This window comes from Candidatus Providencia siddallii (assembly GCF_964026685.1).
Taxonomy (GTDB): Bacteria; Pseudomonadota; Gammaproteobacteria; order Enterobacterales; family Enterobacteriaceae; genus Providencia_A; species Providencia_A siddallii_A.
In genome coordinates, this window is sequence record NZ_OZ034688.1 from 502,516 (window position 1) to 515,215 (window position 12,700).

The 12,700-nt window shown below is 21.4% G+C and carries 12 protein-coding genes and 1 pseudogene; 9 read left to right on the forward strand and 4 right to left on the reverse strand.

Features of this window, described 5'->3' with window-relative positions:
- Positions 1-55 precede the first annotated feature (55 nt).
- Positions 56-1,438 carry a cysteine--tRNA ligase gene (cysS, locus tag AAGD61_RS02125; protein WP_341764812.1) on the reverse strand — a complete coding sequence of 461 codons (1,383 nt, stop codon included), beginning with the start codon at positions 1,436-1,438 and terminating at the stop codon, positions 56-58.
- Between the two features lie 148 nt (positions 1,439-1,586).
- On the opposite strand from cysS, the gene AAGD61_RS02130 reads away from it, so the two are divergent.
- From AAGD61_RS02130 to purK, 3 genes are all read left to right on the forward strand, one after another.
- Positions 1,587-2,303 (forward strand): UDP-2,3-diacylglucosamine diphosphatase, encoded by a 717-nt coding sequence (locus AAGD61_RS02130; protein WP_341764813.1) that lies wholly within the window; start codon positions 1,587-1,589, stop codon positions 2,301-2,303.
- Positions 2,304-2,415: 112 nt separating this feature from the next.
- Complete coding sequence (gene purE / locus AAGD61_RS02135; RefSeq protein ID WP_341764814.1) at positions 2,416-2,955, forward strand: 5-(carboxyamino)imidazole ribonucleotide mutase; 540 nt, start codon at positions 2,416-2,418, stop codon at positions 2,953-2,955.
- Positions 2,934-4,016 carry a 5-(carboxyamino)imidazole ribonucleotide synthase gene (gene purK, locus AAGD61_RS02140; RefSeq protein WP_341764815.1) on the forward strand — a complete coding sequence of 361 codons (1,083 nt, stop codon included), beginning with the start codon at positions 2,934-2,936 and terminating at the stop codon, positions 4,014-4,016. Before purE ends, purK begins: the two co-directional genes overlap by 22 nt.
- Before the next feature lie 181 nt (positions 4,017-4,197).
- Here purK and AAGD61_RS02145 read toward each other — a convergent pair whose 3' ends face one another.
- Positions 4,198-5,670, reverse strand: a complete 1,473-nt coding sequence (locus AAGD61_RS02145) for a DASS family sodium-coupled anion symporter (protein ID WP_341764816.1) — start codon at positions 5,668-5,670, stop codon at positions 4,198-4,200.
- A gap of 829 nt (positions 5,671-6,499) precedes the next feature.
- Here AAGD61_RS02145 and kdsD point away from each other — a divergent pair.
- From kdsD to rapZ, 6 genes and pseudogenes are all read left to right on the forward strand, one after another.
- Positions 6,500-7,468, forward strand: a complete 969-nt coding sequence (gene kdsD / locus AAGD61_RS02150; protein ID WP_341764817.1) for an arabinose-5-phosphate isomerase KdsD — start codon at positions 6,500-6,502, stop codon at positions 7,466-7,468.
- Positions 7,469-7,480: 12 nt separating this feature from the next.
- Positions 7,481-8,032, forward strand: a complete 552-nt coding sequence (gene kdsC / locus AAGD61_RS02155; RefSeq protein ID WP_341764818.1) for a 3-deoxy-manno-octulosonate-8-phosphatase KdsC — start codon at positions 7,481-7,483, stop codon at positions 8,030-8,032.
- Entirely contained in the window at positions 8,032-8,598 is a 567-nt protein-coding gene (gene lptC / locus AAGD61_RS02160; protein ID WP_341764819.1) for an LPS export ABC transporter periplasmic protein LptC, read from the forward strand. Before kdsC ends, lptC begins: the two co-directional genes overlap by 1 nt.
- A 1-nt stretch (position 8,599) precedes the next feature.
- Positions 8,600-9,115, forward strand: coding sequence for a lipopolysaccharide transport periplasmic protein LptA (lptA, locus tag AAGD61_RS02165; protein ID WP_341764820.1), 516 nt, complete (start codon positions 8,600-8,602; stop codon positions 9,113-9,115).
- Positions 9,116-9,152: 37 nt separating this feature from the next.
- Entirely contained in the window at positions 9,153-9,878 is a 726-nt protein-coding gene (lptB, locus tag AAGD61_RS02170; protein ID WP_341764821.1) for an LPS export ABC transporter ATP-binding protein, read from the forward strand.
- Positions 9,879-10,150: 272 nt separating this feature from the next.
- A pseudogene (rapZ, locus tag AAGD61_RS02175) lies at positions 10,151-11,045 on the forward strand (RNase adapter RapZ).
- 194 nt (positions 11,046-11,239) lie between these two features.
- On the opposite strand, the gene mreD reads toward rapZ, so the two are convergent.
- Together mreD and mreC are read right to left on the reverse strand one after the other, a co-directional pair.
- Complete coding sequence (gene mreD, locus AAGD61_RS02180; RefSeq protein ID WP_341764822.1) at positions 11,240-11,716, reverse strand: rod shape-determining protein MreD; 477 nt, start codon at positions 11,714-11,716, stop codon at positions 11,240-11,242.
- Positions 11,717-11,744: 28 nt separating this feature from the next.
- Positions 11,745-12,650 (reverse strand): rod shape-determining protein MreC, encoded by a 906-nt coding sequence (gene mreC / locus AAGD61_RS02185; protein WP_341764823.1) that lies wholly within the window; start codon positions 12,648-12,650, stop codon positions 11,745-11,747.
- Positions 12,651-12,700 lie beyond the last annotated feature (50 nt).

Genomic DNA, 12,700 nt, shown 5'->3' on the forward strand with positions numbered 1-12,700 from the left:
GTATTATATAATATTTTATTATATAATTTTATTTTGTATAAAAATTGATAAAATATTATTTTTTTCTCCAAAATGTTTTTTCATTTTTATCTTCTAAAATAATACCGACTTCAAATAACCTATTTCGTATAACATCCGCAAGATGCCAATTTTTATTTTTACGAGCATAAGCACGTTGCTTTATTAAACTTTCGATATTATTATTTATTTTTTGTATATTATTTTTTTTTAAAAAATTTTCTGGATTGTTATTTAATAACCCTAATATACCTCCTAACTCACGTAATTGTGCAGCAATAACATTAGCTTCGTAAAACATATTTTTATATTTTAATTGATTAATTTTATATGCCATATCAAATAAAACAGAATACGCTAATGGGGTATTGAAATCATCATTCATAGCATCATAAAAATTTTTTTTAAATTTTCCGTTTTTAATAGGAATTAAATTAATATCCGTATCTAATAATGAATTATATAATCTTTTTAATGAAAAATATGCTTGTTTTAAATTCTCTTTAGAATAATTTAAACTACTTCTATAATGAGAAGATAATAAAAAAAAACGCAATACTTCCGCATCATAATCTTTAAGAATATCACGAATAGTAATAAATTTATTTAAAGATTTAGACATTTTTTTTTCATTTATTGTAACCATTCCAGAATGCATCCAATAATTAACATATTTACAATTATATATACTAACAGATTGTGCTATTTCGTTTTCATGATGAGGAAAAATCAAATCACAGCCTCCACCATGAATATCAAAATGATTACCTAATATTATATTATTCATCACTGAACATTCAATATGCCAACCAGGACGTCCTTTGCCTCAAGGTGAGTTTCAACTTGGTTCGTTTTTTTTTGACATTTTCCATAATACAAAATCCATTTCATTATTTTTTATATTAAAATATTTAATGTGTTTTCCTGTTTTTAATTTATTTAAGTTTTGACCTGATAATATTCCATAACTATGATATGTTTTTACATCAAACATAACATCACCATTTTTTGCAACATAAGAATGTCCAGATTTAATTAATTTTTCAATAAAAATAATAATGTCATTTATATAATGTGTAACACGTGGTTCTTTATCTGGAGGTAAAATATTCAATAAACTAAAATCTTTATTCATTTCTACAAACATACGATTTGTTAAATCATTAACACTTTCATTATTCTTTGTTGCACGTTGAATAATTTTATCATCAATATCTGTAATATTACGTACATAAGTTAATTTATAACCTAAATGACGTAAATAACGACTAATAACATCAAAAATAATAAATGTTCTTGCATGTCCAATATGACATAAATCATATAGTGTAATGCCACATACATACATACCAATATTTTTTTTATGAATAGGTTTAAATTCTTCTTTTTTTCGACTTAAAGTATTAAAAATTTGCAACATTTTATTTTCCAACAATAATAAATTATTATATTTTAAAATTTAAATGAAACAATTTAATTTTTTAAATATAAAAAGTAAAATAATTACAAAAAAATAAATATATAGTATAAAATACTATTATTAAATTAATATTTAGTAAATTAAATATATGTCTGCATATATTATTTCTGATTTACATTTAAATAAAGATAAACCTTTAATAACATTAAATTTTTTGAGATTTATTCAAAAATATCTTACATATTATGATGATTTATACATTATTGGTGATTTTTTTGATTATTGGATAGGAGATGATGATAACAATAAATTACATCAAAAAATTGCATTTTCACTTAAACAATTAAATTTAAGAAATATAAATTGCTATTTTATTCATGGTAACAGAGATTTTTTAATTGGTAATTTTTATGCAGAACAATGTGGTATGAAAATTTTACCTCAAGAAACACTATTAAATATTTATAATAAACGCATTGTAATTTTACATGGTGATACATTATGTACAAATGATATTGAATATCAAAAATATAGAAAAAAAATATATAAACCTTATTTACAAAATATTTTCCTTAAATTACCACTTTTTATTCGTCATAAAATTGCAAAAAAAATAAAAAATAAAACTAAAGATGCTAATATATCAAAATCAAAATTTATCGTAGATGTAAATTTACAATCAGTTATAAACACATTTAATAAACATAAAGCACAATGGATAATACATGGGCACACTCATAAACCTGCTATTCATAAAATATATATAAATAATAAAATACATTACCGTGGTGTATTAGACGCATGGTGTAATAAAAATTCTACTTTTATTATCAATAATAAAGGAATAAAATTATTATTCTTCTAAAAAAATAAAAACACAAAAATAAAATATTCAAATTATTAAAATTCATGATATATTTTATAATTAAGTAATTTTTATTTTTTTTAATATTTTATATTGTTGGGATAAAATTAAAATGATAATACAAAATCACAACATTCAATCTAAACCAAAAATAGCAATTGTTATGGGATCTAAAAAAGATTGGATAACAATGCAATATTCTGCTAACATATTGACAGAATTACAATTAACATTTCATGTTGAAATAATCTCAGCACATAGAACTCCAAATAAATTATTTTCATTTGCAGAAAATTCTAAAAAAAATGGTTTTCATATAATTATTGCTGGCGCAGGCGGGGCAGCACATTTACCTGGAATGCTAGCTTCTAAAACGCTTTTACCTGTATTAGGTGTACCTATACAAAGTACAGCATTAAATGGGATTGATAGTCTTTATTCAATATTACAAATGCCAAAAGGTATACCAGTAGGAACTCTTGCTATAGGAGTTTCTGGTGCCGTTAATGCTTCATTATTAGCTGCACAAATTTTAGCGATTAATGATATGTCAATATTTAATAAACTATCTATATGGAGAAAATCACAAACAAATGATATATTAAACAATCCTGATCCAAGGATCATAAAATGAAATCAATTTACGTTATAGGTGATGGTCAATTAGGACGTATGTTAAAACAAGCAGGTGAACCTTTAGGTATAAAAGTTTTTTTAATTGGATTAAATAGTAATTTAGATTTTACTTCTTATAAACAAACTATAATAACAAATGAAATTGAACATTGGTCTAATACTTCATTAATCGAAAAATTATATAAACATAATTCTTTCATAAACAATCATATTTTAAAATATTTAACAGATAGATGCTCACAAAAAAAAATATTTGATTCTTTGAAATTATCTACCGCAAATTGGTCTTTATTAAAATCTCCTAAACAATTAAATGAATTATTTTTAAAATTAGGAAATTTTTTAATAATAAAAATTAGAACTGGTGGATATAATGGTAAAGGTCAAATACATATAAGTTCTAAAAAAAAAACAAATATTCCAACTGAATTATATGGAAAATGTATTGTAGAACAAAAAATTAAATTTGATTCTGAAATATCTATTATTGGAGCACGTAATAAAAATAATAAAACTGTTTTTTACCCTATTACTTATAATTTACATAAAAATGGTATTTTACAAGCTAGTGTTGCTTTTCCGAAACAAAATAATTTTTTACAAAAACAAGCTCAAACAATGTTGAAAACAATAATGGACGAATTAAATTATATTGGTGTAATGACTATGGAATGTTTTGTTGTTAATAATAAATTATTAATAAATGAAATTGCGCCACGTGTACATAATAGCGGTCATTGAACTCAAAACGGGGCTTCTATTAGCCAATTTGAATTACATTTAAGAAGTATTTTGAATTTACCAATTTTTTCTCCTGAAGTAAACAACCCAGCAGTAATAATAAATTTAATTGGTATTAATATTAATATAAATTGGTTATCTTTACCATTAATACATCTTCATTGGTATGAAAAAAAAATTTTTCCAAATAGAAAAGTTGGACATTTAAATCTTTCACATTATAAATCTGATTTTTTTATTTCAAATTTAAATTCTTTAATTAATTTACTACCAAAATCTTATAAAAAAACTATAGATTGGATAAAAAATAAACTACAATTATACTTTAATAATTAAAATAATTTTTTTATAATTTTTTTAAAAAAAAATCATATTTCATAATTTATGAAATATGATTTTAAAAAAAATAAATATATCAACACTAAAATAAAAAATAAAAAAAATTACTTTTAGAAAAAATATACTTATTAAAAAACTATATTACTATTTTATCTTAAAAATATTTCTTATTAAAAAATTACCAATAACCTAATATTTTCCACCACATACCACCAATAAATAACCAAATTATTAAATTAATAAAACTTACAATAAAACCAGTTTTCCACCATTCACCTAATGTAGTATAACCAGAACCAAAAATAATAGGAGCAGTCCCCGTACCATAATGTGTAATAGACATCATTAAAGACGACGAAAAGGATAAAATTAACCCTAAAAACATTGCTGGAGCCCCAATTGATAACCCAGCTGCAAAAAATGCACTAAACATTGCTGTAATATGTGCTGTTGTACTAGCAAAGAAATAATGAGAATATACATATATTAACAATAAAATTAACATTCCATAAAACCAATTAATTCCCATGCTATGAATAATAGTTCCTACTGTTAATGACATCCATTTTATCAAACCTAGTTTACCAAGATAAGTTGCCATCATCACAAGTGCTGAAAACCAAATTATTGTATCCCAAGCACCTTTGTTTTTAAGAACATCATCCCAACTAATTACTCCTGTAATCAACAACAAACTTAATCCAATAAACGCAGCAGTTGTTGGGTTTATAGTAAACATAGGACCAAATATCATTGATGGAACACCAATCCACATTATTAATAACAATAAAAAAATACCAATAGTAATTTTTTCAGCTGTTGAAATAGGACCTAAATTACGTATACATTCTTTAGCAAAATTAGGAGCGTCAGGTGTTGAAGTAATTTCAGGTTTATATAGAACATATATAATTAAAGGTGTAAGTATTAATGATATTATAGCTGGAACAAATGCAGCGATAGCCCACATACTCCACGTAATCATATTACCATGATTAGTTTCATTAACTATCAAATTAACAATTAAAGGATTTGGAGCAGTTGCAGTGATAAACATAGCAGACGTAATTGGATTAATATTATAATTAACAAGAGCTAAATAGCGACCTATTTTACTAGAAGTCCCATCTTCAGCTTTTGAATTAAAACTATTAGATATAGAACGCATAATTGGATGAATTATTCCACCACCACGAGCTGTATTACTAGGTGTAATAGGAGCTAATATTGTTTCAGCAAAAGCAAGCGAATAAGCAATTCCTAAAGTTTTTTTACCAAATAACGAAATTATATAATATCCAATACGAGATCCTAATCCAGTTTTATTTAAACTAATAGAAATCATAATTGAAATACCTATTAGCCAAATTAAATCATTAGAAAAACCACTTAATGCATCAACTATCGCTCCTTTAAATGATCCTGAATTAGTTACACCAGTTAAGGCAACTAAAGAAATAGCAATTATTGAAACAGCTCCAATTGGTAAAACTTTACCAATAATTGCAGCAATAGTACCTACAAATAAAGCTAAAAGATGCCATGCATTCGAATCAACTGCATTTGGAATCGGGATTAAAAACCAGATTATTAATGATATTGCAACTACAATTAAAAATGGTATTAATTTTAATGGCGTTAATTTATTCATAATTATATCCATACAAATTTATAAAATCTAATACGTTTAAATTTTAAACAAAAACATTTTTATAAAAAACAATAATTAATAATTATTAAAAAAATATTTTTTAATATAAACATATTTTTTATAAAATCAAATAATATTTTAGAAAAAATAAAAAAACAAAAATATAAAACAATATGTATTAAATATATTATTAAAATTTTATGTTTATACAATACTAATTATTTAATATCATTTTATGAATTATAATAAAATAACATATTATTAAGTATATTTTTAAAAAAAATAAATACCTATATTTATATTAATAAAAATAATAATTAAACATATAATTTTACATTTTATTATTTAATTAATTATATTTTCTAAAAAAATATTTTTTTTAATTTTTAATTAATACAATAATTAAAAAAATAAAATTTAAAAAAAATATTTTTATTTAAAAAATATAAGATCATATAGAAAACTAATTATTTATGATTAATATAAAATATTAAAAAAAAATTTACATAGTAATTTTACACAAAAATAAAAAAATAGATTATTTTTAATAAAAAACTAAATATAATTTTTTAATACAATATCAAAACATTAATTATAATGTACGATTAATATCATTAAACAAAAAAAATTACATAAAGTAATTTAATGATTACTTATATATAAAAATATTTTATATTATAAATATAACTAAATTTTAAAAAAAATTATATTTAATATTTTTTTATAGATATTTTAAGAAAATAATTTGTTTAAAAGTATAGTTACTGATATAAAATATAATATATATAATTAATTTATAACTACATTAAAAACTGCACATGGAACTAAAATGTTAATTTTTGATTTTAAAAAAATAGGAAAAAAAGTAATTAATATTGAATATAAAGCTATTTGTAACCTTGACCAAAGTATAAATGATAATTTTAATCATGTTTGTCAATCAATTTTTTATTGTAAAGGTAAAATTATTGTAATGGGTATGGGGAAATCTGGACATATAGGACGTAAGATTGCTGCTACTTTTTCTAGCACTGGAACGCCATCATTTTTCATTCATCCAGCAGAAGCTAAACATGGAGATTTAGGAGTAATTACAAAACAAGACATTGTCTTAGCTATTTCAAATTCAGGTGAATCTGATGAAATTTTAGATTTAATTCCTTCTTTTAAAAAAAATAAAATAAAGTTAATATGCATAACTAATAATTCTAATAGTAAAATGGGAAAATATGCAGATATTCACTTAAATATAAACATAACACAAGAAGCATGTCCATTAGGGTTAGCTCCAACTACTAGCACCACTGCAACATTAATAATAGGTGATGCTTTAGCAATTGCCTTATTAACTGCAAGAGGATTTACAGCAGCTGATTTTGCAATATCTCATCCTGGAGGAGCTCTTGGAAAAAAACATTTACTTTTAGTTAGTGACGTAATGAAAGTAGGAAATGATATACCTTGTATAAACAAAAATGCTTCATTAAATGAAGCATTAACTGAAATTAATAATAAAAAAATTGGTATGACAGTAATTTGCGATGATGATATGAATATTAATGGCGTTTTTACTAATAGTGATTTGCATAGAATATTCAATTCTACAATTGATTTTAATAAAATTAAAATTTCAGATCTAATGACATCTGGCGGCATTAGAGTTAGACCAGATATATTAGCAATAGAAGCAATGAAGCTAATGAAAACAAAACATATTACATCTCTATTAGTTGCTAAAAATAACAAATTAATAGGTGTACTTAATATACATAATTTACTTAAAATAAATTTTTTATAAAAACTAAAAAAAATGAAATTAAACTCATATTATAATTTTTTGAATTTTCTTAATTTAAAAAAATTTATAAAAATAAAATTACTTATATGTGATGTTGATGGTGTTATGTCTGATGGATCATTTTATATTGGTAATAATGAAGAATTAAAAATTTTCAATGCTCAAGATGGATATGGTATACATTATTTATTAAAAAATAACATTCAAGTTGCAATTATTACAGAAAAAAAAACAAAATTACTTAAAAAAAGATCTAATAATTTAGGTATAAAACATATTTATCAAGGTCAAAAAAATAAACTTTTAATCTATAATAAATTATTAAATATCTTAAAAATAAAAAAAAAAGAAATTGCTTATATTGGAGATGATTTAAATGATTTATCAATTATTAAAAAAGTAGGTTTATCTATAGCTGTAGCAAATGCTCATCCAATGTTACAATTAAATGTAGATTACATAACAAATAACCACGGAGGTAAAGGTGCAATCCGTGAAGTATGTGATTTAATTCTTTTTTCTCAAGGAAAATTAGAAAAAACTTACAAAATTAATTATAATTAATGAATATTTTTAAAAAATGGTCAATTATTATTTTATTTTTTATAACAATCCCACTTATTATATTAAATATAAAAAATAAAATGTTTTTTACTAAAATTGATCAAAAAAAAAATAACGATCAACCTGATCATCAAATAAATAATTCTACAACATTCATATATTCTACAAATGGGAATTTAATATATAAATTTTTTTCAGATAAAACAAATAATTATAATAAAAAAAAAACCACTTTGTTTTTAAATCCAATTTTAATAACTTATAATAAAAAAGGAATTCCAACATGAAAAATAAAATCACTAAAAAGTAAATTAATAAACACTAATATAATTTATTTCTACAATAATGTACAAATAAACAATCTCATAAAAAAAACAATAATTCAACAAATTACAACTAAAAATGCAATATTTAATTTAACAACAAAAGATTTTTTTTCTGATGAAAAAACAATTATTATTGGCCATAATTTATTATCTAATAGTTTAAAAATAAAAATAAATTTTTGTAACGAAACAATTGAATTAATAAAAGATGTAAAAACTTCTTATAAAATAAAAAAATAAAATGAATAAAATAATTCTTTTTTTAAAAAAAATAATTATAATTTATATTACAATTATCAGTTTTCCGCTTATAGCATTAAAAAATGATATTCAACAGCAATTAAATATATTTTCAAATAAACAATTTATTGATTTTAAAAAAAATATCACAATGTTTTCAAACAATGTTGTAATTAAACAAGGAACTATAAATATAAAAGCAGATAAAGTAATAATTACTCATCAAAAAAATAATAATAATAAAATTACTATAGAAGCTTTTGGGGCTCCAATAACTTTTCATCAATTACAAGATAATGGAAATATAATTAAAGGAAATTCAAAACAAGCTAGATATGAAGTTGATAAAAAACTTATTATATTAAAAGGAAATGCGCATCTTGAACAATTAGATAATAACATTTCTAGCGATATAATCACATATATTATTTCAAAACAAAAAATAGAAGCTTTTAGTAATAAAGGAAATCATGTAACTACAATTTTATATCCAAAACAATTAAAAAATAATTTTTAACTATTTTAACAAATAAAAAATTAAAACAAAAAATAAAATGACAAAATTAATTGGAAAAAATTTAATTAAAAAATATAAAAATCGTACAATAATTAATAATATCACTATTGAAGTGAATTCAAAAGAAATAGTTGGTTTATTAGGTCCAAATGGAGCAGGTAAAACAACAGCTTTTTATATAATGGTAGGAATCATTCAGGTAGACAATGGTAAAATTATGATTGATTCTAAAGATATTACATTATTTCCTCTTCATGAAAGAGCAAAACTAGGAATTGGTTATTTACCTCAAGAGCCTTGCATATTTAGACGATTAAATGTCTATGATAATTTAATGGCAATTTTTGAAATAAGACAAGATTTAAATTTAAAACAACGAAAAGAAAAAACTGAAAAACTAATGGAAAGGTTTAATTTAAAACATATATATAATAATATGGGATATTCGCTTTCTGGTGGAGAACGACGAAGAGTAGAAATAGCAAGAGCTGTTGCAGCAAATCCAAAATTTATTTTATTAGATGAACCTTTTGCTGGTGTAGATCCAATATCTATACTTGATATAAAAAAAATAATTAAAGATCTTTGTAATTATGGTATTGGGATACTTATTACAGATCATAATGTACGTGAAACATTAGATGTTTGTAAAAAAGCATATATAGTAAATCAAGGTGAAATAATAGCTAATGGGAAACCAATAAATATACTTAACAATGAACAAGTAAAACGTGTTTATCTAGGAGATAATTTTCATTTATAAAATATTAAATAATTATTAAAATGAATAAAATATCACTGTTTTATATAAAAAAATATAGATATCTTATTTATTTTTTTTACAAAAATTACATATTAAATATTAAAAAACTAAAGAAAAATAAATAGTATTATAAAATAAAAAAATGATATTTTTAAAAATTTATTCATACATCAATAATGTCATTATAATTTTTAATAAAATAACATCAAAAAACAATAAAATATCAGTTCATTTAAAAACTCAACAAAAAAAATAAAAAAAGGAGTATTATAATGATGCTGATAATTATTAGTGGATGTTCTGGTTCTGGAAAATCTGTTGCATTACATACATTAGAAGATATCGGGTTCTACTGTGTAGATAATTTACCTGTTAATTTATTACCAGAATTAACATTCTTATTAGCCAAAAAAAAAATTTTCAACAGCAGTAAGCATTGATATACGTAATATACCAAACAATTTTAAAATATTTGAAAAAACTATAAATAAACTACCATCAATTTTTTTTCATCAATTATTATTTTTAGATGCTAATTATAATACAATTATTAAAAGATATAGTGACACTAGAAGAATACATCCGTTATTTAATAAAAATTTATTACTTGAAAAAGCAATTAAAAAAGAAAATAAAATTTTAGAACAAATCAGATCTTGTACTGATTTAATAATAGATACTTCAGAAATGTCTGTTCATGAATTATTAGAAACTATAAAAAATCGTTTAGTTGGTAAACATAAACGAAAATTAACTATAATATTTAAATCATTTGGTTTTAAATATGGTCTTCCAATTGATGCAGATTATGTATTTGATGTAAGATTTTTACCTAATCCTTATTGAAACTTAAAATTACGTTCAATAACTGGTCTTGACAATCCTGTTAAAAATTTTTTAGATAAAAACACCGAAATATATAATTTTATTTATCAAACTAAAAATTATATAAAATTATGGCTTCCAATGTTAGAAACAAATAATCGTAGTTATTTAACTATTGCTATAGGTTGCACTGGCGGAAAACATTGTTCAGTATATATAGTAGAACAATTAGTTAAATATTTTCGTTCTAATGGTAAAAATGTTCAATCATATCATAGAACACTAGAAAAAATAAAAAACATTAAAATTTTAGTATTAATATTAACAATATATTATTTTTAATAAAAATATTTATCTATTACAAACATTGTAATAGATAATAAATTACAAAATTTATATTTTATATTAATAAAATTTTAATTATTTTTTTAAGAAATATATTTTTATTTTTTTTTTTTTTTTTTTTTTTTAAAAAATTAAATAAATTAATTTTAAAAAAAATAACATCTAATCAATATATAAAAATATCAAAAATATTAACAATTAATTTTTTTAAAAAATAAAAATAATAATGGCCATATAAAACCATTAATTACACAATTTAAAAATATTTTTAAAGAAAAAAATATATCAAAAAACAAATATTCAATAATAAACGTAACTAAATTTTGAACAATAGTAAATAAAATAACTAATAAAATCTGTTGCCATAAAGTTATATTACGAAATAATTGTTCTTTATATGTTAAAAAATAACAAATTATACTAAATAATAATGCATTTATACCTAATACATAACCTTGAATAAAATCAACAATAATGCCCAAAAAAAAACTAACCCATATACCAATCAAACAAGGTGAAATTATTAACCAATAAAATAAAACTAAAAATAACAATGTAGGACGATATATAATAAACTCTTTAGGCCATAATATAAATTCTAAAATAAAAGCAACAAAAAAAGATAAAAAAACAAAAGTATATTTATCTTCACTTAAAATTTTATTCACATTTAAAACACCAAATATTATAACAAAACTATCTTTTAACTAAATTAATTTTATTAAAACGATAGTTAGCTGAACGATATACATCAGAAATATCAGATAAAGTTTTTATTTTTCTTTTATTAACCCATAACAATAAAACATAACGTAATCTTTTTAATTCTGCATATGGTTTTACAAAAATAACTCTACATGCACGTTGTATATCATATTTAATATTAATAACAACACCAACTGGATAACCTTCTGGAAATTTATTCCCTAAACTAGATGTAACTAATATATCTCCGATACGAATATCATTTTTTCCTTGCCAATAACACAATAAAAAATCATCTAAACAACCATTACCTGAAGCAATCATACGAATATCATTACGTAAAACTTGTACAGGCAAAGCATGTGATATATCACAAATCAATAACACACGGCTATTAAACTTATTAACGCTGATTACTTGCCCAACTATACCTTTATCATTTATAATTGGTTGCCCATCATACACTCCATCAATAAATCCTCTGTCAATAACTATTTGATCTCGATAATACGTTTTTGTATTTGAAATAACTTCTGCCATCATTACACGTTCTTCTTGAAGTAAAGGTGCGCCTAATAATTTTTTTAATTTAAAATTTTCTTCTTTTAAATGATTAAAAAGAAGAAAATTTGCATTTTTTAAAAATAACTCTTTACGTAATAATTTATTTTCAAATTGAATTTGTCTTTTATATGAAAATTTTTCTAATGCATTATTAAATATTTTTATAGAAGTATTACTTAATAAATAAAATGGATTAGCAATCATATCTAAATAATTTCGAATTATATTTAAAAATTCAAATTTCAAATCAATAGATATAATTATCAAAGCAATAAATATTGCAGAAGAAATACGAAAATGTAATGACGAATCACGTCTAAAAATTGATTTCATTTATAAAACTTTTAATATTAAAAAATACTAATTTAAAAACAATATTAAAA